This window comes from Amycolatopsis sp. NPDC051106, assembly GCF_040682775.1.
Lineage (GTDB): Bacteria > Actinomycetota > Actinomycetes > Mycobacteriales > Pseudonocardiaceae > Amycolatopsis.
This window is the reverse complement of record NZ_JBFBBQ010000003.1, coordinates 212427-235370: the sequence shown is the minus strand read 5'-3', so window position 1 is coordinate 235370 and position 22944 is coordinate 212427. Positions and strand designations below refer to the sequence as shown.

Annotated in this window: 17 protein-coding genes; 12 read left to right on the top strand and 5 right to left on the bottom strand. The window is 69.8% G+C overall.

Annotation, left to right across the window (positions count from 1 at the left end; translation table 11 throughout):
• Window positions 1-55 precede the first annotated feature (55 nt).
• From AB0M83_RS04355 to AB0M83_RS04340, 4 genes are all read left to right on the top strand, one after another.
• Window positions 56-1204, top strand: coding sequence for a M48 family metalloprotease (locus AB0M83_RS04355; protein ID WP_364512282.1), 1149 nt, complete (start codon window positions 56-58; stop codon window positions 1202-1204).
• Window positions 1205-1521: 317 nt separating this feature from the next.
• The gene (locus AB0M83_RS04350) at window positions 1522-2097 is read left to right on the top strand and encodes a hypothetical protein (protein WP_364512279.1); all 576 of its coding nucleotides are present in this window, start codon (window positions 1522-1524) and stop codon (window positions 2095-2097) included.
• A 3-nt stretch (window positions 2098-2100) separates the two neighbouring features.
• Window positions 2101-4110: a flotillin family protein gene (locus tag AB0M83_RS04345; RefSeq protein ID WP_364512277.1), complete on the top strand. Its 2010-nt coding sequence runs from the start codon at window positions 2101-2103 to the stop codon at window positions 4108-4110.
• Window positions 4107-8978 carry a DNA repair ATPase gene (locus AB0M83_RS04340; protein WP_364512274.1) on the top strand — a complete coding sequence of 1624 codons (4872 nt, stop codon included), beginning with the start codon at window positions 4107-4109 and terminating at the stop codon, window positions 8976-8978. Before AB0M83_RS04345 ends, AB0M83_RS04340 begins: the two co-directional genes overlap by 4 nt.
• Before the next feature lie 176 nt (window positions 8979-9154).
• Here AB0M83_RS04340 and AB0M83_RS04335 read toward each other — a convergent pair whose 3' ends face one another.
• Complete coding sequence (locus AB0M83_RS04335; RefSeq protein WP_364512372.1) at window positions 9155-10057, bottom strand: NADP-dependent oxidoreductase; 903 nt, start codon at window positions 10055-10057, stop codon at window positions 9155-9157.
• Window positions 10058-10092: 35 nt separating this feature from the next.
• A complete protein-coding gene (locus AB0M83_RS04330; protein WP_364512271.1) occupies window positions 10093-10959 on the bottom strand; it encodes an NmrA/HSCARG family protein in 867 nt (288 codons plus the stop codon).
• 138 nt (window positions 10960-11097) lie between these two features.
• Between AB0M83_RS04330 and AB0M83_RS04325 the strand changes: the two genes are divergently transcribed.
• The 5 genes from AB0M83_RS04325 to AB0M83_RS04305 all read left to right on the top strand — a co-directional run bounded on the left by AB0M83_RS04325 (window position 11098) and on the right by AB0M83_RS04305 (window position 16501).
• Window positions 11098-11883: an AraC family transcriptional regulator gene (locus AB0M83_RS04325; RefSeq protein WP_364512269.1), complete on the top strand. Its 786-nt coding sequence runs from the start codon at window positions 11098-11100 to the stop codon at window positions 11881-11883.
• A gap of 76 nt (window positions 11884-11959) precedes the next feature.
• Window positions 11960-13546: an AMP-binding protein gene (locus tag AB0M83_RS04320; protein WP_364512266.1), complete on the top strand. Its 1587-nt coding sequence runs from the start codon at window positions 11960-11962 to the stop codon at window positions 13544-13546.
• A 57-nt stretch (window positions 13547-13603) separates the two neighbouring features.
• Window positions 13604-14491: an amidohydrolase family protein gene (locus tag AB0M83_RS04315; protein WP_364512263.1), complete on the top strand. Its 888-nt coding sequence runs from the start codon at window positions 13604-13606 to the stop codon at window positions 14489-14491.
• Window positions 14491-15309, top strand: a complete 819-nt coding sequence (locus AB0M83_RS04310) for an SDR family oxidoreductase (RefSeq protein WP_364512260.1) — start codon at window positions 14491-14493, stop codon at window positions 15307-15309. The genes AB0M83_RS04315 and AB0M83_RS04310 overlap by 1 nt, the downstream gene beginning before the upstream one ends.
• Before the next feature lie 46 nt (window positions 15310-15355).
• A complete protein-coding gene (locus AB0M83_RS04305; RefSeq protein ID WP_364512258.1) occupies window positions 15356-16501 on the top strand; it encodes a Dabb family protein in 1146 nt (381 codons plus the stop codon).
• Between the two features lie 108 nt (window positions 16502-16609).
• On the opposite strand, the gene AB0M83_RS04300 is transcribed toward AB0M83_RS04305, so the two are convergent.
• Window positions 16610-17218: a TetR/AcrR family transcriptional regulator gene (locus tag AB0M83_RS04300; protein WP_364512255.1), complete on the bottom strand. Its 609-nt coding sequence runs from the start codon at window positions 17216-17218 to the stop codon at window positions 16610-16612.
• 91 nt (window positions 17219-17309) lie between these two features.
• Here AB0M83_RS04300 and AB0M83_RS04295 point away from each other — a divergent pair, with 91 nt between their 5' ends.
• Window positions 17310-17840 (top strand): DUF302 domain-containing protein, encoded by a 531-nt coding sequence (locus AB0M83_RS04295; protein ID WP_364512253.1) that lies wholly within the window; start codon window positions 17310-17312, stop codon window positions 17838-17840.
• Between the two features lie 10 nt (window positions 17841-17850).
• A complete protein-coding gene (locus AB0M83_RS04290) occupies window positions 17851-19275 on the top strand; it encodes an amidase family protein (RefSeq protein ID WP_364512250.1) in 1425 nt (474 codons plus the stop codon).
• A gap of 13 nt (window positions 19276-19288) precedes the next feature.
• On the opposite strand, the gene AB0M83_RS04285 is transcribed toward AB0M83_RS04290, so the two are convergent.
• A complete protein-coding gene (locus AB0M83_RS04285; protein WP_364512247.1) occupies window positions 19289-21421 on the bottom strand; it encodes a DUF6351 family protein in 2133 nt (710 codons plus the stop codon).
• A gap of 3 nt (window positions 21422-21424) precedes the next feature.
• A complete protein-coding gene (locus tag AB0M83_RS04280; protein ID WP_364512244.1) occupies window positions 21425-22294 on the bottom strand; it encodes an aldo/keto reductase in 870 nt (289 codons plus the stop codon).
• 82 nt (window positions 22295-22376) lie between these two features.
• Between AB0M83_RS04280 and AB0M83_RS04275 the strand changes: the two genes are divergently transcribed.
• Window positions 22377-22943 (top strand): helix-turn-helix domain-containing protein, encoded by a 567-nt coding sequence (locus AB0M83_RS04275; protein ID WP_364512241.1) that lies wholly within the window; start codon window positions 22377-22379, stop codon window positions 22941-22943.
• Window position 22944 lies beyond the last annotated feature (1 nt).

The following is a 22944-nucleotide window of genomic DNA, read 5'->3' as shown; positions in this document are numbered from 1 at the left end:
CCCTACTGTGGCGGTGCTTCGTGATCTTGAACCGGAACCGAAGAGGGGAACCACCTTGCCCAACCGGACCAGATTCCTCGGCAAAACACTCGCGGCGGCGGGCACCGTGGCGGCGCTCGCGCTCGCCACGGCCATGCCCGCGGCCGCGGACACGCCCTCCACCGTCGAGCAGGACGTCGCGCAGCTGTACCAGGACGTCGTCGATCTCTACAACGGCCTGCCCGCGGACGCGCTGCGCGGCGTCGATCGGCTCATCGAGTCGCCGATCCCGCGGTTCGGCCCGCAGAGCCAGGCCGCACAGGGCCCGATCCCGGGCTGCACCGACGGTTCGCTGCTGACGTACGCGGACAAGCTCGCGTCCCAGCTGACCCCGCTCGAGAACCAGGCGTTCAACGCGCTGTCGGGGCTCAGCCAGCTCTACGTCCAGGGCGTCGCGTCCGACAAGACCCCGCAGGTCTTCGGCACCGACGGCCAGTACACCTCGCGGGCCACCGCCACGATCGACAAGCTGCGCGGCTTCTGGGACATCGAGAGCTGGAACATCCAGCTCGTCGCCTGGAAGGGCACCGATCTCGGCAGCCAGGCGAAGATGGCCCAGACCTTCAGCCTCGGCCTCGCACCGGCGAAGGTGAAGGCCGCGGCGGCGCTCGCCACCAAGGTGCTCTACGAAGTGCCGGCGCTGCAGGGCGGCCGCCACCCGTTGCTGACGTTGAACGCGTTCTCGGCCCCGGCCGGCAGCCTCGGCGGCAAGCGCGTGGCCCTGGGTGACGGCCTGCTCGACACGGTCAACGTCCTCGGGTTCGACGAGGTCTCGGTGGAGTCGGTGGTCGGCCACGAATACGGCCACCAGGTCGACTTCGCCCACGACAACTACCCGCCCAACGAGTCGTCCGAGATGGGCCCCGACGCTTACGGCGGCTACTTCGTCGCGCACGCCAAGGGTTTCGCGTGGAACGCCCGCATCCAGCAGGAGGTCACGTACCTGGACGCCTCCATCGGCGACTGCTACCACAGCCACGGAACCCCCGACCAGCGCAAGGCGGCGGGCGCATGGGGCGAGAAGCAGGCGACGACCCAGGGCAACCCGAACCGGATCGTCCCGTCCGCCACGATGATCGACAAGTTCCAAAAGGTGTACCCGAAGCTGATGCCGCCGGCCACTGACCAGCCGGCCGCGGCTGCGATGGCCGCCGCTCACGGCTGAGCCAGGTTCCCGTCAGCGGGCCGTCTCCCGAAGCGAGGGAGGCGGCCCGCTTTCGCGAGGGGCCCTCCATCCGGAGTTGTCGCCACCGGGTAAAGGCGGAAGAGCGGGATTGCCGGGGCACTCTTCTCCGGTCTGTGGACGACGTGTCCGGTCAGCTGGGTGCCGAGCGGGAGACTCGGCAGCTCCGCGGAGGCAGGCACCGGTGTGACCGGTTCGTGTCCGAAACGTTCTTCCCCACCCCCGCCTGCCGGTTATAGTCGCTGGCCAGGGCTCTGGAGTGCCGGACGCCCTTCCTTGGGGGAAGGAAACGACGTCGGATGAGCGGGTTCGTCACCGCGGCTTTGGCTTTTCCCGCCGTGCTCTTCAGCTTCCTGCTGATCGTCGTCATCGGGTACTGGGTGCTGGCCCTCGTCGGGGTTCTCGACGTCGAGGACGGGGACATCGGGTTCTTCGGCGGGGTTCCGCTGCCCCTCTCGCTGTCGCTGCTCGTCGCCTTCAGCTGGTTCCTCAGTCTCGTCGGGACCGTTCTCCTCGACGGCGTGGACACGCCGTTGCGGGTCGGGCTCGGCTTTGGCGTGCTGGTCGCCGCGCTCGGGGGAGGGGCGCTCGGGACCCGGCTGGTCGTCGTGCCGTTGCGGCGCCTCTTCGCCGGGGCCGTGCCGAGCCGGCAGGACTTCGTCGGCCGGGTGGCCGTGGTGCGGACCTCGACCGTCACCGAGGACTTCGGGCAGGCCGAAGTGGCCGCCGCCGATGGGGCGTCGGCGATCATCTCCATCCGGCTCGCCGGGGAAGGCAACCTCGGGCTGGGCAGCCGCGTGGTCATCTACGACTACGACAGCGTGGGTGAGTTCTTCTGGGTCAGCCCGCTGGAACTCGAAGCAGAAAAGGACTGACGCATGGATGCCATCGGCCTGGGTGCCGGCGTGTTGATCGCCGTCGTGGTGCTGATCCTGCTGGTGCTGTTGTTCGTCGTGAGCCGGCTGTTCCGGAAGGTGCCGCAGGGCAAGGCGCTGATCATCTCCAAGGTGCGCAAGGTCGACGTCACCTTCACCGGCGCCGTCGTGCTGCCGGTGCTGCACAAGTCCGAGGTCATGGACATCTCGGTGAAGACGATCGACATCGAACGCACCGGCCAGGAAGGCCTGATCTGCCGGGACAACATCCGCGCCGACATCCGGATTTCCTTCTTCGTGCGGGTCAACAAGACGGCCGAGGACGTCGTGAAGGTCGCGCAGGCGATCGGCACCGAACGCGCGAGCGACGAGACGACGTTGCAGGCGCTGTTCAGCGCGAAGTTCTCCGAGGCGTTGAAAACCGTCGGCAAGCAGCTCGACTTCGTCGACCTCTACACCAAGCGCAACGAGTTCCGCGACCAGATCATCCGCGTCATCGGCACCGACCTGAACGGGTACAGCCTCGAGGACGCGGCGATCGACTACCTCGAGCAGACGCCGATGACGTCGCTGGACGCGGCGAACATCCTGGACGCGCAGGGTATCCGCAAGATCACCGAACTGACCGCGATCGAACACGTGCGCACCAACGAATTCCGCCGTCACGAAGAGAAGGAAATCACGCGCCAGAACGTCGATGCCCGCGAGGCGATCCTCGAACTGGAGCGGCGCCAGGCCGACGCGGAAATCAAGCAGCGCCGCGAGGTCGAGACCATGCGGGCGCGTGAAGAGGCGGAAATCCTCAAGGTGCAGGCCGAGGAGCGACTCAAGTCGCAGGCCGCGCAGCTGCGCACCGACGAGCAGCTCGGTATCCAGCAGCAGAACCAGCAGCGCGAAATCGAAGTGGCCGGCAAGAACCGCGAACGCGTCATCGCCATCGAGTCCGAGCGGATCGAAAAGGACCGCCTTCTCGAAGTGATCGGCCGCGAGCGCGAGACCGAGCTTTCCCGGATCTCGAAGGACAAGGAACTCGAAACCGAGAAGCGGTCGATCGCCGAGGTGATCCGCGAACGGATCGCCGTCGACAAGACCGTCGCGGAGCAGGAAGAGAACATCAAGAAGCTGCGCGTGGTCGAGGAGGCCCAGCGCACGCGCGAGGCCATCGTCATCCGTGCCGAAGCCGAAGCGCAGGAGAACCTGGTCAAGGGCATCAAGGCCGCCGAGGCGTCGGAGCAGGCCGCCAAGCACAAGGCGCGCGAGGAGCTGACCCTCGCCGAGGCGCGCCAGCAGACCGCCGAGCTGGAGACGCGGGCCAAGATCCGGCTGGCGGAAGGCATCCAGGCCGAGGAGGCCGCCGCCGGCCTCGCCGCGGCGCTGGTCAAGGAGCGTGACGCCGACGCGCTGGAGAAGGTCGGCCGCGCCGAAGCGATCGTCGAGCGCGAGAAGGCGATCGTGGTCGCCGAGGCGCTGCGCGACAAGCTGAAGGGCGAGGCCGAGGGCCTCACCGAGAAGGCCGCCGCGCTGGCCGCGCTCGACAGCGCGAGCCGCGAGCACGAGGAGTACCGGCTGCGGCTGGAAGCGGAGAAGGAGATCCGGCTGGCCGCGCTCGACGTGCAGCGTGACGTCGCCGAAGCGCAGGCGACGGTGCTGAGCGTCGGGCTGGAGAAGGCCGACATCGACATCGTCGGCGGCGAGACCATGTTCTTCGACCGGATCGTCGGCTCGATCGGGCTCGGCAAGAGCATCGACGGTTTCGTGCAGCACTCCGACGTCGTCCAGTCGCTCGCGCGGCCCTACCTCGACGGGTCGGCCAGCTTCACCGACGACCTCGCCAAGCTGATCGGCGCGGTCAGCACCGAGGACGTGAAGAACCTGACGCTGTCGGCCTTCCTGGCGAAGCAGCTGCAGGCCGGCGGCCCGGACAGCGACAAGCTCCGTGAGCTGATGACCACGGCGCAGCGGCTCGGCCTCGCCGAGACGTCGGTCGCCACCGTCGTCGCCGCGAAGCAGTGACGGCGGCCGAGACGAAGCTGGACGCGGGCACGTATGACGTGCTCCGCGTCCGGCTGGCCGCCCAGGCGGCCGAGCTGGCGAAACGCGCGGACGAGCTCAACGCGCGCCGGCTGGAGGTCTTCGGCAGCGCGCAGCTCGCGCTGATCGGCACCGAACGCATCCGCACCGCGAACAACTGCGTGCCCCGGGACATCGTCGCCGTCGGCGGGCGGATGTTGTTCGGCTACAACGTCTTCATCGGGCTCAAGCCCGAGACGGCGGTCGACGACGTCTTCTCGCTGCAGCGCTTCAGCCACGACGAAACCGCGTTCCGGTTCGACGACGTGAGCGCGCAGGACCTGCCCGAGCTGCTGCGGGACGAGCAGTTCGGGCGGGACTTCGGCGAGCTGTACCGGTACTACCGCCAGGCGAAGCTGCTGCAGCTGCGCCGGCTGGACGGGAAGCTGCTCGCGGTGTTCCAGATCGGCCCGCGCACCGAAGACATCCGGGTGCTGCGGTGGGGTGTCGCGCCCGACGGCGCGGTGTCCTACCTGGACAACCGCGGCGAGCGCGACCACGTCTTCCCGCCGTCGCACGATTTCGAGTGGGTCGAAACCACGCGCGAGAACCACGTCCTCGGCCGGCACCCGCACATCTCGATCGAGGACGAGGTGTTCGTCGAGACCGTCGGCGGCAACCTGACGGTCAAGGTCGAAAACAACACCGAGACCGGCGCCGGCGTCTACGCCGAGCCGGTCGACGAGCCGTTGCAGAGCCTCGCCGACGCCGAAGTCTCCTACGCCCGGATCGGCCCGCTGATCCTGCTGCGCATGCTGCCGTACAAGGAAACCACCTACCGCTACCTGGTCTTCAACACCCGCACCCAGGACGTCGTGCGGCTCGACGGCATCGGGCAGGCGTGCCAGCGGCTCCCCGAGGACCACGGCATCATCTTCCCCGGCGGCTACTACCTCGACACCGGCGTGAGCAAGACGTTCGACACCACAGTGGACGGTCTCGAGTTCGAGCGCGTGATCCGCTCGCCCAACGGCGAGGACGTGCTGTACGTCTTCCACGCGCGGGCCGAGGGACGCTCGCTCCTGCTGCCCTACAACGTGATCCGCAAGGAGGTCGCCAACCCGATCCCGTGCCACGGGTACTCGCTGTTCGACGACGGCACGATGATCCTGTTCCGCGCGCTGTCCGACGAACCGAGCCGGGTGCACCCGATGCAGGTGTGGCGGACGCCGTTCCAGTCGGACACCTACGCCGCGTCACAGCCCGCCGGGACCGGGCCGCTGGAGCGCGTCGGGAACGCCGATCTCGTCCGCGGGATTTCGGACTGCCTTTCGATCTCGACGATGATCGCGGACATGGCGCCGTCGGCGGCGGTGTTCGAGGCCCTGATCGCCGCGTGCGCGCGGGTCTTCGACCACTACCACTGGCTCGGCGAGACCGAGCTGGGCGATCTGCGCTCGCCGCTGTCCGACGTCCGGGTCACCGCCGAGCAGGTGCTGGACGAGTTCGAGACGGTCACTTCGCTCACCGCGCAGGCGGCCGAGGCCGTCGACACGGTGGCGGCCGACACCGCGTCGCTCGTGCGGCGGGTCCGCGGGGAGGCCCTGAACACGGCGGACGCGTGGGTGCGCCGCCTCGCCGAGATGCACCGGGCGCGCGGGCGTCTCGTCACCGTGCGGGAGCTGCGCTACGCCGACACCGCGCGGGTCGACACGCTGATCGGCGAGCTCGACACGGAGTTCTCCGAGGCCGCGCACCGCGCCGTGCGGTTCCTGCAGGGCGAGGAGGCGTTCACCGGCTACCACGCCGAGGTGGACGCGCTGGTCGCCGGGGCGGCCGCGATCACGACGGTCGCCGAGGCCGGCCCGGTCGCCGAGCGGCTCGACGAGCAGTCCGCCGGCCTGGAGGTGCTCACCGACGTCGTCGGCGGGCTCGACATCGCCGACGCCGTCGTCCGCACGAAGATCCTCGAGCGCGTCGGCGAGGTGATCGGCGCCGTCAACCGCGCCAGGGCCACCTTGGACGCGCGGCGCAGGGAACTCCTGGAGATCGAGGGCCGGGCGGAGTTCGCCGCCGAGTTCGCGCTGCTCGCGCAGGCCATCACGGGCGGGCTCGCGGTGGCGGACACCCCGGAGCGCTGCGACGAGCAGCTGGGCAGGCTGTTGCTGCAGCTGGAGAACCTCGAATCGCGGTTCGGGGAGTTCGACGACTTCCTGACCTCCCTCGGGGAGAAGCGCACCGACGTCTACGAGGCGTTCTCCTCGCGCAAGCAGGCGCTGCTCGACGAGCGGGCGCGGCGGGCGGACCGGCTCGTCGATTCGGCGGACCGGATCCTCGGCAGCGTGACCCGCCGGGTCGGTTCGCTCGGCTCGCTCGACGAGATCAACACCTACTTCGCGGCCGATCCGATGGTCTCGAAGCTGCGCAGCGTCGTCGAGGACCTGCGTGCGCTCGGCGACCAGGTCCGCGCCGAAGAGCTCGAAGGCCGGGTGAAGGCCGCCCGCCAGGAGGCCGGCCGGGGCCTGCGCGACCGGCTGGACCTCTACGGCGAGGGCGGCGAGACGATCCGCCTCGGCCGCAGCACCTTCGCCGTCAACACGCAGGACATCGACCTGACGCTGGTGCCGCACGAGGGCTCGATGAAGTTCGCGATCACCGGCACCGACTACCGGGCGCCGGTGCGCGACGAGGCGTTCGAGGCGACGCGGCCGTACTGGGACCAGCTGCTGGTTTCGGAGTCGCCGGAGGTGTACCGGGCCGAGTACCTCGCGACGTCGATCCTCGCCGAACGGCCGGCGGCCGAGCTGGTCGAAGCCGACCTGCTCGACGTCGTGCGGAGCGTGGCCGGGGAGCGTTACGACGAGGGTTACGCGCGTGGCGTGCACGACCACGACGCGGCCGCGATCCTAGGGGCCCTGCTGCGCCTGCGGTCCGCGGCCGGCCTGCTGCGTTACCCGTCCGCGGCCCGGGCGGCGGCTCAGCTGTTCTGGGCCTTCGGCGTCGACGAGCGGGCCAAGGCCGCGTGGACGACGCGGGCCGCGTCGCTCGCCCGGGTGCGGGAGGCGTTCGGCCACCCGAAGGCGATGGACGACCTGGCGCGGGAGCTCACGGACGCGATGACGGCGTTCCTCGACGGCGCCGGGCTGCGGCTCGAGGCCGAGTTCGCCGGGGAGTACCTGGTGGAGGAGCTCGCCGTCGCCCAGCCCGGGTTCGTCACCGGCGGCGGCGCGCGCACGGTGCTGGACAAGTTCCGGCTCGACCGGCGGAGCTTCGCCGAAGACCTGCGTTCCCTCGACGACCTGGCGGACCGCTACCAGCTGGCCGACGCCTGGCTGCGGTCCTTTGCGGACGCCGCCGGGCTGTCGGCCGACGAGCTGCCGGAAGCCGTCGCGATCGAGCTGTGCGACCTCCCGCGGTACGACTCGTCGGCGACGCTGACGACCACTGTGGACGGTCTGCTCGGCTCGCACCCGCGGCTCACCGGGCGGTCGCTGACGCTGCGCCTGGACGAAGTGCTCGCCCGGACGCACCGCTTCCGGCGTGATCGCGTGCCGGGGTTCCGCGCCTACCAGCGGCTGCGCAACGACCTGGTAGCGGCCGAACGCGACCGGCTCCGGCTGGCCGAGTACAAGCCGAAGGTGATGAGCGCCTTCGTGCGCAACCGGCTGCTGGACGAAGTCTACCTGCCGCTGATCGGCGACAACCTGGCCAAGCAGCTCGGCGCCACCGGGGACGCCCGGCGCACCGACCAGTCCGGCCTTCTCCTCCTGATTTCGCCGCCGGGGTACGGCAAGACGACGCTCATGGAGTACGTGGCCAGCCGGCTCGGACTGGTGTTCGTGAAGGTCAACGGGCCGGCGCTCGGCCACGACGTCACCTCCGTCGACCCGGCCGACGCGCCCAACGCGACCGCGCGGCAGGAGGTCGAGAAGATCTCGTTCGCGCTGGAGCAAGGCAACAACGTGCTGCTGTACCTCGACGACATCCAACACACCTCGCCGGAGCTGCTGCAGAAGTTCATCTCCCTGTGCGACGCGCAGCGGCGGATGGAAGGCGTGTGGGAGGGCCGCACGCGGACCTACGACCTGCGTGGCAAGCGGTTCGCGGTGTGCATGGCCGGGAACCCGTACACCGAGCAGGGCAAGCGGTTCCGCATCCCCGACATGCTCGCCAACCGCGCGGACGTGTGGAACCTCGGCGACGTGCTGTCCGGGAAGGAAGACCTCTTCGCGCTGAGCTACGTCGAAAACTCGCTGACGTCGAACGCCGTGCTGGCGCCTTTGGTTTCCCGGGAGAAGTCCGATGTGGACGTTCTTGTCCGGATGGCCCGTGGCGACGGTTCGGTGCGCGCCGACCAGCTTTCCCAGGCGTATTCGGCGACGGAGCTGGAGCAGATTCTCGCGGTGCTCCGGAAACTCCTGCGGGTGCAGCGGACCGTGCTGGCGAACAACCAGGCCTACATCGCTTCGGCGGCGCAGGCGGACGCGTCCCGCACCGAACCGCCGTTCCAGCTGCAGGGTTCGTACCGGAACATGAACAAGCTGGCCGAGCGGATCGTGCCCGCGATGAACGACGCGGAGCTCGAGGCCCTGATCGACGACCACTACGCGGGCGAGGCGCAGACGCTGACTTCCGGCGCCGAAGCCAACCTGCTCAAGCTGGCCGAGCTGCGAGGACGTCTGTCCGAGGAGCAGTCCCGGCGGTGGGCCGCCGTCAAGGCCGCGTACCTGCGGGCGCAGGCACTGGGCGGCGACGACGAGGACCCGATGAGCCGCGCGGTCGGCGCGGTGGGCCTGCTGGCCGACCGGGTGGGCGCGGTCGAAACCGCCATCGGGCGCGCGGCGCAACGGCTGGTGCGGGAAGAGGCTTGATCGCTTTGACGCAGCGCTGACGGCGGCGGCGTGCGAGCAGCAGGCGAAACTGCTGCTCGCCCGCGGTCTCGGCCACCTCCGGCAGGCCCGACCGGTGGAGGGCGGACGAGCCGGCCGGGCTCGCCAGGAACCGTGACGCGCTGCCGTCGTGCCTCCCCAGCCGGCCGGGCGCTGAGCTACGGCCGCAGGAGGAGCTTCCCGCCGGCGTGACCGCTCGCGCTCAGCTCCTGCGCCTTCGCGGCGTCCTCCAGCGGGAGGTTCTGCGCGATGCGCACCGTGAGCTTGCCGTCGGCCGCGAGGCGGGCGTACTCGCCGAGGCGGGAACCGAACGGGGCGCCGGGGCCGGAGAAGGTGACGCCCAGCTCGGCGGCCTTCGGATCGGCGATCGTGATGAGCCGGTCGGTGCCGCCGCCGAGCAGGTCGATCGACACCTGCAGGTCGCCTGCCCCCGCGGCGTCGTACACGGCGTCGATGCCCTGCGGTGCGGCCTCGCGGACCCGGTCGGCGAGGCCGGCGCCGTAGGCGACCGGGATCGCGCCCAGCGAGCGCAGGTAGTCGTGGTTGCCGGGGGAGGCGGTGCCGATGACCGTGGCGCCGCGGGTGACCGCGAGCTGAACACCGACGGCGCCGGACACCCCCGCGGCTCCGTGCAGCAGGAGCGTGTCGCCTTCCCCGACGCCGAGGGCGTCGAGCACGCGGACCGAGGTCTCGACGGCGACCGGCAGTGCCGCGGCGAGGTCCCAGTCGAGGTCTGCGGGCTTCGGGCCGAAGTCGACGGCCAGCGCGTGCTCGGCGTACGCGCCGGTGACGGTCCAGCCCAGGACCTCGTCACCCACCGCGACGCCGGTCGCGCCTTCGCCGACCTCGTCGACGACGCCGGCCGCCTCCACGCCGGGGATCACCGGGAACGGCGGCGTCACCTGCGGCCGCCACCCGTTGCGGATCTTGGAGTCGAGCGGGTTGACCCCTGCCGCCACGACCTTCAGCCGCACCTGGCCGGGTCCGGCGTGCGGCTCGTCGACCTCTTCGAGGCGGAGGACTTCCGGGCCGCCGAACTCGGTGTAGGTGATCGCCTTCATGTACTGCTCCAGTGCTCGTCGCTGTAGGTGGAAGATCAACTCGTGGGCGCGGTCCAGCCGGTGGCTCGGATCCATTCGGCCAGGTCGAGGGTGGCCGGCTCGATCGCCCGCACCACCGCGAGATCCGACGGGTGTTCCGCCGCCTTCGCGAACTGGCGGAACACCGCCCGGTCGAGGTCGTTGGGAAGCACGCTCAACGGGAGGGCCTTGTACCGTGCCGGGAGCCCGGCGCGCGCGCCGAACGCCGCGGCGATCCGAGGGCCCGTCAGCTCGTCGGCGACGAGCTCGACGGCTCCGCCGGGTGCCTCCGCGGTGCCGAGCAGGAGCGCGGCGGTGACCCGGCCGACGTCCCTGACCGAGATCATCTTCAGGGCGGCGTCCTCCGGCAGCGGCAGCCTCAGCACGATCTCTCCGTGCTCCAGGCTCGGTGCCATCTCCTCCATGAAGGGGGCCGGGCGAACCATCGCGGCCCGGAGGCCGGATTTCCTCAGGTGCTCCTCGATCGCGTGCTTCGAGTCGTGGTTCGGCACCCCCCGCTCCCGGTCCGCGCCGAAGACCGAGTTGAACACGACGTGCGGGACGCTTGCCGCGACCGCCGCGTCGACGAGCGCCGTGCCGATGCGGATCTCCGTCTCGACCTCTTCGAGGGTGTTCGCCTCCGGGGTCATGAAGGAGAACGCCTCGACCGCCGTCAGCGCGGCGGCCAGCGACGCCGGATCGTCGGTCCGGACGGCCGCCAGCTCGACGCCGCGGGCGGCCAGCGCCTGAGCCCGGTCGGATCGCGGGTCGCGGACCAGGGCCCGCACCGTGGCCTTGTGGTCCAGCAGCGCGTCGACCACCGCACCGCCCTGTCGCCCCGTCGCGCCGAAGACCGCGATCGTGCCGGTCGTCCGGGTGCTCATCGCTGCCGGCCTTCACCGGCGGCCTCGACCTTGATCTGTTGTGCCATGTCTCCACGATGCGTCTGCGGCGCCCGGCTTACCACCGGTATCGCGCCAGGTTCTCCCGATAACCCGCCAGTGGCGGGTAGTCTCGATCGCGTGTCCGATCCCATCGGCGAGCCGAGCTTCTGCACCGACGATGCGCCGTTGTCGGCGCCGCTGGCCCATGGCGCCACCGTGGCCGCGCACTTCCACGACCACGGCCAGCTCCGCTACGCCGCGCGTGGGGCCCTGGTCACAGCGACCCAGGTGGGCACCTGGGTGGCGCCGGCCAGCCGGATCATGTGGGTGCCGCCCTTCGCGGTGCACAGCAGCAAGGCGTACGGCGAGACGGAGATCCAGGTGCTGTCGCTGCCCGTGACGCTGACCGGACAGCTGCCGGCCGAGCCGACGGTCTTCGTGGCGAGCGCGTTGCTGCGCGAGGCCTACCTGGCGCTGATGAGCGAGGGCGAGCCGCTGGAGAGCCCCCGTGCGCGGCTGCTGATCGACGTCGTACTCGCCGAGCTCGCCCGCGCCGCCCCGGAGCCGCTGCGCCTCCCGGAGCCGAGCGACCGGCGTCTCAAGGCGGTCACCGACCTGCTCCACGGGGACCCGGCAAGCCCGGCGACCCTGGCCGAACTGGGCCACCGCACCGGCGCCAGCGAACGCACCCTGAGCCGGCTGTTCGGCAGCGAGCTGTCGATGAGCTTCCACCAGTGGCGCACCCTGCTGCGCATCCAGCGGGCGCTGATCGAGCTCGGCGACGGCGCCTCGGTCACCGCCACGGCGATCCGGCTGGGCTGGTCGAACCCCAGCAGCTTCATCGACGCCTTCACCGAGCTGGTCGGTCAGACACCCGGGGGCTATCGCTCGTCGGCTCGGTCCGCCAGCAGCTCCCATGGGTGAGAGCTTGGCGGGGTAGCCGTAGTTCCTGGCGGAACATCGGTGGCAGCCCCATGGTGCGGGATCCCACGCTGGACGGGTGACTTCCTCCGCCACCACCCAGAGCTCCTCGCCGGCGTCGGCGGCCTCGGCCGGTGCGACGCTGAGCGACCTCATCGTCCGGTCGCTGACGCGGCACAGCTCGTCGGAGGCGTTCGTCGCGGGCGACCGGCGACTGACCTACGCCCAGGTGCGCGACCTGGTTTCGCAGTACATGGGTGCGCTCGGCCGGCGCGGCGTCGGCCTGGGGGTGGGCGTCACCATGCTCAGCCAGAACACGCCCGAGTCCTGGATTGTGCAGGCTGCGACGTACCTCCTCGGAGGGCGCTTCACGGGACTCCAGGCCCTGGCCTCGGTGCAGGACCACATCGTGGTCTGCGAGGACGCGGAGGCAGCCGTGCTCGTGGTGTCGGCGTCTCTCGAGGAGCACGGCCGGCAGGTCCTGGACCAGGTCGACTCGGTGCGCCACCTCCTGGTGGTGCCGACCGGCGGGGGCCTGCCCGAGGGCGAGTCCTACGCCGCACGAGCGCTCGATGCCGGGCCGGCCACCGAGTCCGACATCGCGTGGCTGCAGTACACCGGCGGCACGACCGGTCGGCCCAAGGGCGTGATGCTGCCGCACCGGGCGATGGTGCAGACGGCGCTCTCGCACCTGGTGGACTTCGAGCAGCCGCACCTGCCGCGCTACCTGGCCGCGGCGCCGCTCACCCACGCCTCCGTGCTCAGCGTCGTCCCGACCCTGCTGGGCGGTGGGACGGTCGTCGTCGAGCAGGGCTTCGAGCCCGGCCGCTTCCTCGACGTGATCGAGGCGGAGCGCATCAACTGCCTCATCGGGATACCGACGATGATCTACGCGCTGCTCGACCACGCCCGGCCGGAGACCAGGGACCTGTCGAGCCTCGAGGTGATCTGGTACGCCACCGGGCCGATGTCGCCGGTGCGACTGGCCGAGGCGCGCGAGCGCATCGGACCGGTCTTCTCCCAGCTCTACGGCCAGACCGAGTCGACCGGCCTCGGGACCGTGCTGCCCAAGGCCGCTCACGAGACCGCCGACCTCGAGCGGCTCAGGTCCTGCGGCCGGCCGGTTCTCGGCAACCGCATCCGGCTGGTCGACGACGACGGTCACGACGTGCCCGTCGGCGAGGTCGGCGAGATCGTCATGCGCAACCGCGGCGTCATGCTCGGCTACCGGAACCTGCCCGAACAGACCGACGAGGCACTCAAGGACGGCTGGCTCCACACCGGCGACCTCGCTCGCCAGGACGACGAGGGCCTGCTCTACATCGTGGACCGCAAGAAGGACATGATCATCTCCGGCGGCTTCAACATCTACGCCAGCGAGGTCGAGGCGGTCCTGACCGGCCATCCGTCGGTGAGCTCGGCCGCGGTCATCGGCGTACCCGACGAGCGGTGGGGCGAGGTCGTCACCGCGTTCGTGGTGGCCCGCTCGGGGCAGGAGATCGACGGGCCCGCGCTCCGGGCCTTCGTCAAGCAGGTCAAGGGATCGATGTACGCGCCCAAGGAGGTCGTGGTCGTCGACTCGCTGCCCCAGACGGCTGTCGGGAAGGTCGACAAGAAGTCACTGCGGGCTCCCTATTGGCGCGACTCGGCGCGCAACGTCCACTGACCCATCAGAGCCGCAGACCCTTCAGACCCGCAGCATCGAGGAAAGGCGCTCTCAACGTTGAGCACAGACACGACCCCCCGCCTGATCGACTTCCACTCCCACTGGGGCACCGAACGAGGGTGGCGAGGCAGTCCGTATGAGACCGCGGCGGACCGCGAAGCGCTGCGGGGCTACTTCAAGTGGGGCATGAGCTTCGTCAGCGACGAGGAGCAAGCCGAGCAGTTCCGTACGGCGAACGCCCGGGTGATGCTGGACTTCGCCTTCACCTACACGTTGGAGGTCGGCGCCGTCCGGGAGCAGCACGACTACGCCTTCGACTTCGCGCGCCGGCACCCCGACGTCGTCCTCGGCCACTGGATCGGCATCGATCCCACGCAGCCGGCCCACGTCAAGGAGCTGGAGCGCTGCCTCGGCGACGGACCCGGGCTGATCGGACTGGCGGTGCACCCGTTCACACCGGCCGGCACGCCGGACGAGCCGGGCTGGGAGGCCTGCCTGAACCTGTGCCGCGAGGCCGGCCGTCCCGTCCTGGTGCACGTCGGGATGTCGGCGACCGGCGCCGGCACCCGCGGCGGCATGGGCATCACCCTGGAGGGCAGCCACCCGCGGTACGTCGATCGGGTGGCCGCGCGCCACCCGGACCTCAACGTGATCGCGGGCCGGGTGGCCTGGCCCTGGCAGTCGGAGATGATCGCGACGGCTCTGCACAAGGGGAACGTCTGGATGGAGCTCCACGGTTGGTCCCCGCGCTACTTCCCCGACGAGCTCAAGCGCGAGATCGGGAAGCGGCTGCGCAAGCGGGTCTTCTTCGGCGCCGACTACCCGATGCTCAGCCACGAGCGGCTGGTCGCCGAGTGGCGCGAGCTGGGCTATCCCGCTGACGTCCTCGACGACGTCTTCACGGGCAATGCCGAGGCCTTCCTCGCCGAGATCGGGGTGGCGTGATGGACCTGGGACTGACCGGCAAGGTCGCCATCGTCGGTGGCGGTAGCGACGGGCTCGGCTTCGCGATCGCCGAGCGCCTCCTGGCCGAGGGCGCCCACGTCGCCTTCTTCGCACGGCGCGCGGAGAAGGTCGCCGCAGCGGAGAGGCAGCTCGCCGAGAGGTTCGGCGAGGAGCGGGTCCTCGGCCTGGCCGCCGACTGCTCGAGCGCCGCGGAGCTGGAGAGGGTGACCGCCTCGACGCTGGAGCGGTTCGGGGACGCCGTCCACGTGCTGGTAACCAACGACGGCGGACCGCCGATCCGGCGGATCTCCGAGCTCACCGACGAGGTCTGGCTGCAGGCCTTCGAACGGCACTTCTTCTACGTCGTCAGGTCCGTGCGGGCCACGCTGCCGCACATGACGGCCGAGGGCGGCAGCATCCTCAACGTCGTGTCGGCGGTCGCCCGGCGTCCCGCGGTCGGCATGGCCGCGCCGACGACGGTGTGGTCGGCGGTGATCGGCTACGCGCAGACCCTCGCACTCGAGGTCGGTGCGCAGAACATCAGCGTCAACACGCTGCTGGCCGGCTACTTCGACACGTCGCTGCTCGCCAAGACCATCGAGCGTCAGCCCGAGCTGTCCAAGGAGCGGCTGGGGAGCACGGCGCCGCTGGGACGCGTCGGCGCACCCCGCGAGTTCGCGGACCTCGTCGCCACGCTGGTCTCACCGGGCTCGAGGTTCGTGACCGGCACGGTGACCCCGGTCGACGGAGGCGCCAGCGTCGGGTTGGGCGCCAGTTTCGACTCCGCGGCTCCCGCGCCGCAGGGGGCCCGGTCGTGAGGTGGCCCGTCGTCCTCGGCCGATCAACCCAGGCAAGGAGTACGTAGTGATTCACCACCTGCTGTTCTTCTGGTTCCGGAAGGACTCGCCGCGAGCGGAGGTGGAGGAGGTCCTGGAGGGTATCCGGAGTTTCGCCACCATCCCCGCCGTCAAGGACTTCTCGATCAGCGAGAATCGAGCTTTTCCGGAGTCGTCCGACCCGTTCACCCATGCTGCCGTCCTTACGTTCGACGATTTGCAAGGCAGGAACGAGTATCTCGCCGACGACCTGCACCAGTCCGTTCGGCACAAGGCGATGTCCGTGCTCGGTGAGTTGAAGACCATCAGCGTCGACACCGGCCAAGCAGCAGAATCTGCCACCCAGGATGAGCCGATCGAATCGCCGCGTGGAGTCTCAGCACAGCGGGAGGAGCCTCCGAGCCTCGAGGGCCTGGCAGCGCAACTTCACAATGCGGAGCTGACCCGCTGCACCATCCCACCGTTGTCGGAGCAAGTCCCGGGGCTGAGTGTCGCGGACTCCTACCGGATCCAGCAGCTGAACGTCTCTCGCCGCCTGCGGGATGGCGGTGTCATTGTCGGTCACAAGGTCGGCCTGACCTCCGTGGCCATGCAGGAACAACTCGGCGTCGACGAACCCGACTACGGGGTCCTTTTCGCCGACATGCTCGTAGACGACGGCCAACCGATCCCGGTATCCGGTCTGATCCAGCCGCGGGTCGAGGCGGAAGTGGCTTTCATCATGGCACGCGAACTGCACGGACCAGGCGTTACGGAAGCCGACGCGCTCGAAGCGATCGTGGGCGCGCTTCCGGTGATCGAGGTGATCGACAGCCGCATCAGCGCGTGGAAGATCGGCTTGACCGACACGATCGCCGACAACGCATCTTGCGCGAAGGTTGTTCGCGGTGAAGTCGTGACGCCGATCGCGGAAATCGATCTCCGCACCATCGGAATGATCCTCACTGTCAACGGCGAGATCGTGTCAACGGCAGCCGGAGCTGCCGTGCTGGGGAACCCGATTCGCGGGCTGGTCTGGCTTGCCAACAAGCTGGCCGAGTTCGGAGTTTCCCTGCAGCCGGGTGATCTCGTGCTTTCCGGCGCGCTCCACGCGTCCATTTCGGTGACCGAAGGAATGTCGGTTCACGCTGAGTTCGCGAACATCGGCGGGATCACAGCCGAATTCACTTCCTGACGGTGGCCGGGACGCGCCACCACCATCCGCGACCGCCGGCGGACCGGTGTCGAGCAGGCCGTCAGCCTGTTTTGCGAGCCATTCTGTGGGCGACGTCCACTGCCTCGCTCAGGTGAGTCCGGTCGCGCTCCCGATGAGCGTCTTCGCCAGCTCTTCGGCGTCGTCAAGCGGTCCCATGTCGTTGAGCGAGGTGGACAGTGCGCGAGCGCCCTCGAACAGCACCGCAAGCTGCCGACCCAGGGCTTCGGGCTGGGGAGCGCCTGCTTCGGCGGCGGTTTCGACCAGGCGCACGGCGAACTGCCGCTTGTGCCGCTCGACCGCCGCCGAAGCTTCGGCCAGCGTCCCCGCCGACTCGACGGCGGCGTTGTGCAGCGGGCAGCCGCGCACCACTTTTGCCGAAGGCGAGCCGGCCGGGCGTTCGGCGAACAAGCGCAGGAGACGCTCCCGCGCGCCGAGGTCACGGCGCTCCAGAACGGTCTCGCCGAGGATCGCCCCGTCGGACTCGATGCGCTGCAAATAGGCGCCGACCAGCGCTTCCTTGCTGGGGAAGTGCTGGTAGAGGGTCCGCGTCGACACGTGCGCCACGTCGGCCAGCTTGGCGACGCCGGTGGCGTGGATGCCTTCGCTCGCGAACAACTCGACCGCCGCGCGCAGGATGCGCTCGCGCGCTCCACGGCCACCTCGGGTGGCGCCGGCCGTCGCTTCAGTCGTCTCCATGGCGCAAGTATATCGATCGTTTTACTTCTGCGGAGGCGCCTGCTACGTTCAAGTACAGCGATCGTTGTACTTGACGAGAGGAGAACGACCCATGCAGCACTTTGCCGAGATTCGCCACGAGGTGGTCCGGTGGTCGATCGACACCCAGGCGCCCTTCGACGACTTCCGGGCGCGCTATGAGGCCGCCGTGCCGGCGGTGGACCTCGAGCGGATGACGCGGCTGCGCGCCGAGCACGCGAGCTGGGACGCCGTGCTGGCCGACGCCGCGGAGAGCGCGCCGCACGGGTTCCTGCGGTTCTGGAGCACGGATGTCGGGGATCTCATGCGCCTCGCGGGCCATCACGGGTCCTGTGCCACCTACCTGATGGGAAACCACACCATCGCCGAACGCATGTACCGGCACGACCCGGCCGTGATGCTCTACGCGCCCCTGCGCACGACGATCCACGAAGACCGGCACGGCGTCACGCGATTCTCCATCGACCGGCCCAGCAGCCGCTTCGCCAGCTTCGGCGACCCGGACATCACGTCCGTCGGCCTCGAACTGGACCACAAGGTCCTCAACCTCCTGCGAGTGCTGGACGTCCCGGTGCCCGCCGCTCTCACCGTTCACCAGGACTAGCGAGGTACTCATGGCAGACGACAACCTGGCCGACCTCGGTGTCGCCGCGGCAGCCGCCGCGATCCGTGACGGCGACATCACCTCCGAGTCCTACACTTCCGCGCTTCTCCGCCGCGCTCGGGAAAACGCTGACCTGAACTCGTTCATCACGATCGACGACGCCGCCGTGCTGGCCGCGGCCGGTGACGCCGACAAGGCACGCGCCACCGGTTCCGTCGCTCCGCTCCTCGGGGTCCCGCTCGGCGTAAAAGACAGCTACACGACGCGCGGACTGCGCACGACGTTGGGCGTGGAGACCCTCGCAGATTTCGAGCCGGCCGACGATGCCGCCGTGGTCAGCGCGGTCAAGGACGCCGGCGGAATCGTCTTCGGCAAGAACAACCTCGTCGAAATGTCGTTCGGGTTGACCGGAAGCAACCGGCGCTACGGCCAGGTGAAGAACCCTTACGCCCCCGATCGTGTGCCGGGCGGGTCTTCGAGTGGCTCCGCAGCGGCTGTGTCGGCCCGGATCGTGCCCGCCGCGTTCGGCGGGGACACGGTCGGTTCGATCCGGGTGCCCGCGTCGCTGTGCGGCGTTGTGGGCTTCAAGCCGACCACGGGCCGCTGGCCGGGCCGTGGCGTCGCGCCGATCTCGCACACGCTCGACACGACAGGCCTCCTGGCTCGCGACGTCGAAGACTGCGCGCTGATCGATCGGATCGTCACGAAGGAGACGGGTCCGCCTCCCTCGGATCGTTCCGATCTGAAGGGAGCGCGGTTCGCCTATGCGCCCAGGCAGTACCTCGAGCTGGTCGACCCGGAAACGGAATCCTCGTTCAGGAAAGCACTTCGGCGGCTGCGGGACGCGGGTGCGGAAGTCGCCGAAATCGACCTCGGCGACGACTTCTCCGCACTGGCGGACCGGACGACGTGGAACGTCTTCTTCCGCGAGACGAGAGACGCGGTGTCGAAGTTCCTGCGCGACAACGGTTTTCAGGTTTCCTTCGAGCAGATCTATGACGACCTCAAGCCGGAACTGAGGGAGGTGTGGAGCCACCTGGTCCTGCCGACCGGAGCAGGCTTCTTGGCGCAAGCGGACTACGAGGCGACGCTGTCGATCGATCGCCCGGAACTCCAGCGCAGGTTCGGAGAAGTGTTCACCCGGCAGGGATTCGACGCGCTGATCCTCCCGACGACGCCCTGCCCCGCTCCGCTGATCGACCGGCAGGCGAAGTTCACGGTCGCGGGTGAAGAGGTCAGGGACCTGTTCCTCGCGAAGAACACCGTTCCCGCCAGTGGAGCAGGCTTGCCCGGCATCAGCATTCCCCTCGGGCTGACCGGAAACGGGCTCCCGATCGGCATCGAGTTCGACGGCGCACCCGGCCACGACCGTGCGCTCCTCGACTTGACGCGTCGAGCGCAGGCCGTTCTCGGCACTCTGCCCGCGCCCGTGTGAGAAGCGCCCAGGCTCACTTCTCGCCAGGCCGGCTGTCGTACCGGAGCCACGTGCCTGCCGTTCCGTGCTGTCCGATTCCCGGTTTGCCGTAGTCACACACACCGCTGGGGAAGGCAGCGCGCAGCTCAGCGCGTTCGGTGCGGGTGAACGACACCGGGTAGTCGCCGAAATCGAGGGGTTTGCGGGCGCAGGCGGCGACGTCTTCGGTGAGCGGCCCGCCTGCTTGGAGCCGGGGGTTGGCCCCGGTCGGGTAGCCGGTGCCGCACCGGCCGGTGGCCGGGTAGGTCAGCGGTTGCCCGAGGCGTTCGGCCGCCGAGAGGTAACAGCCGTCGGTCAGGCCGGGCGGCTTGTTCGCGATCACCTTGGCCTGGCGGCTGTGCGGGGAGTGGTCCGCCTCGATGGCGGTCAGCCACCGGTCCATCGCCGCCAGTTCGTAGGCGTTGGCCGCCGCGAGCTGGTCGGGCGTGTACTGGTTCTCGATGATCACTTGGTTGGCTGCGGTCTGGTTGGCCTTCTCCAGTCGCGCGCGCATGACGAACGACCACTCGCTGGTGTGGATGTCCAGCAGCGGCCCGGCCGTGTCGAGGTGGACCCGCTGGTCGATGATCGGTGTCGTGCGCAGGCCGTTGCCGCCGCTGGGCACGATGTCGTCGCGGTAGGCCGCGTGGGCCGCTTGGGGGTCGGCTGCGCTGCGCTCGGCAACCGGTGTGCCGGCTGCGTCGTACCCGCCGATGCCCGCGTTGAGCGCGGTGAACTGCGCGGGGCTGATCCGGCCCTGTTCCAGTGCGGTCAGTCCGTATTGGACACCCGTGTTGTCGGCGAGGCCGCGGACGAAACCGGTTTTCGCGTCGCGGCCGAACTGGTTGGCGTACTGTTCGGCGACGCTGCACTTGACGCCGCCGGGGTTGGTGACGGGGTCGTAGATCGCCGGTGCCGGGATCGCGGTGTCGTCGTCGGTGGCGATCCCGTGGTTGCAGCTGCCGGCCGCGGTGAGCCGGCCGGCGTAGCTGTTGTCCCAGGAGGTGCAGCTGTCGTAGTCGAGGAACCCGGCCACCGCCTGCCGTTCGGCGGCGGTGAACGCGACGCCGGGCTTCGCGAAGTACCGGTTGAGCAACCGGCAGTCTCCGGCGACGTCGAGCACCGTGAAGGGATCGGGGAAGGAGAAGCCGGGGATGATGCCGTCCAGGATGCCGGGGTAGGCGTCGGCGATGTCGTACTGCTGGATCGATCCGCCGGATCCGCCCCAGCCGATCGTGTGCGCCACCGGTCCGTAGGTGGTGATGAAGTGTTCCTTGACCATCATCGCCGCCTCGGCCGAGATGATCGTGGAGCAGTTGTTCTCCAGGACGTTGAGGCTGGAGGAGGCGACCGCGTACCCCTGCGACAGGAACAGGTCGTCGAGGACGTCTCCGGTACTGCTGCCCTGGTGGTGCCCGCCGTTGCAGCCGCCGCCGAAGGAGTAGACCAGCCTCCGGTTCCAGCTCGTGTCCGGCCGCAGCGGGGACGGCTCATGCCCGTCGTACAGCGCGGCCGTCCGGTAGACGGCGCGGTCGATCGTGCCGGTTTCGACCCGGACGACGTAGGGCACGGCGTGGCCGTCGACCTTGGCGGTGGCCAGGTCGGCGGGTCGGTCGTCCGGGTCGGTCAGTGCCCGGAAGGCACCGCCGGTGCTCCGGTACTGGTAGCTGACCACGGTCGGTGCGGCACATGACGGGCCGGCGGCCGGGGCGAGGCCGAACGCGGTGGTCTCGCAATAGAAGGGCTGCTGCTGGGGTCCCGAGAACACCGGGCCCGAGGCGGCGTGGTCGATCACCGTCACCGCGGCCTGACGACGACCGGATTCCGCGACGAGGTGGTGCAGTCCGGGTCGGAGCCCGCGCACGAGCCCGAGGAAGCTCCCGTCCGCCTGTCGCGTCAGGCCCTCCACCGGGTGCCCGTCGGCCCGCAGGACGACCGAGCCGGGTGCGGTCAACCGGATCAGCACGTCCGGGCCGCTGACCAGGTCCGGCCGTGGGTTGGACACGGTGGTGATGGTGACGCCGGGCCCGTCGTGCGCTGACGCGGTCGCCGGTACCGCGGCGGCCAGCAGCGCAACGCTCGCCACTCCCACCGCGGCGGACCAGGTTCGGCGGTGTGCGGGTCGCATGGCTCACGCCTCCGTGGCGAGCTCGGTGATCGCCGCGACGTCCTCGCCGGACAGCTCGATTTCCGCTGCCGCAAGGTTGTCCTTCAGGTGCGAGACGCTGGTGGTGCCGGGGATCGGCAGCATCACCGGCGAACGGTGCAGCAACCACGCCAGCGCGATCTGCCGGGCCGTCACCCCGTGCCGGGCGGCGATCGGCTCGATCACCGCCGTGACCTTGTCCGTGTCCGGGCCTTCGGTGAGCGTGACCGGGTGCCAGGGTGAGAAGACCGCACCGCTGTTCTCAGCTGCCCGAAGCAGGTCCGCGCCGGTGCGCGCACTGGCGTTGAAATGGGCTGTGACCGCCGCGATCTCCACGATTTGCTGGGCGGCCCGGTACTGTTCGAGGGTCACATTGGACAGTCCGACGTGCCGGATCAGCCCTTCCTCCTGCAACGCCGCGAGGGTGGCGACCTGGTCCTGGAACGGCACGTCCGTGGCGCGGCCGCTGTGCAGGTAGTACAGGTCGATCGTGTCCACACCCAGCCTGCGCGCGCTCAGGTGGGCGCTTTGCCGCAGGTAGTTCGGGTGGCCGACGGCGCCGAGGGTGGCGTAGTCGAAGCCGCCGCGCACGAAGCCGCCCTTGGTCGCGATGACCAGGCCGTCGGGGTAGGGGTGGAGCGCGTCGCGGATGAGGACTTCGTTGGTGTGCGGCCCGTAGACGTCGGCGGTGTCGATGAACGTGACGCCGGCGTCGACGGCCGCGCGCAGCACGGCGATGCCGCCGTCGCGGTCGGCGTACTCGCCCCAGACCTGCTTCCCGGTCAGCTGCATGGCGCCGAAACCGATCCGGCCGACCCGCAGGTCACCGCCGATGGTGAGGACTCTCGAAGTCATCCGGACCTCCTGATAGAGTGATAGTCGACTTCTCACTTTAACGGAGTCCAGTTATCACTTACAAGAGGTGGAGGTATCCCGGTTGACGCTCGCCGAGCTGCTCGCCGAACGCCGCCCGCACCGCGCCGACGCCCGGCGCAACTTCGACGCCCTGGTCACCGCCGCGACCGAGGCGTACACGGACCTCGGCGCGGACGTACCCATGGAGGAGATCGCCCGGCGTGCCGGTGTCGGCATCGCCACGCTCTACCGCAACTTCCCGACCCGCACGGACTTGATGGAGTACGTCTACCTGACCTCCGTCGACGAACTCGTCCGGTACGGGCGCGGGCTCGACCACGCGGACCCGTGGGCGGCGCTGTCGGATTGGTTGAGAAGGTTCGTCACGCACTTGGCCACCAAGCACGTGCTCACCGCGGTCCTCACCCGCGAGTCCCCGGCGTACCTGCCCAGCCGGGAAGCGATCTACGGCGTCGCCGACCCGCTGTTCGAGCTGGCGCAGCGAACCGGGGCGGTGCGTGCCGATGTCGACGCCGACGACGTCATGCGCCTGGTGTTCGCGGTGACCGCCGGGATCTACGTCGACGACGCGCAGCGCGAGCGCGCCATCAGGATCGTGCTCGACGGGATCCGCCCCGCGGCAAGCTGAT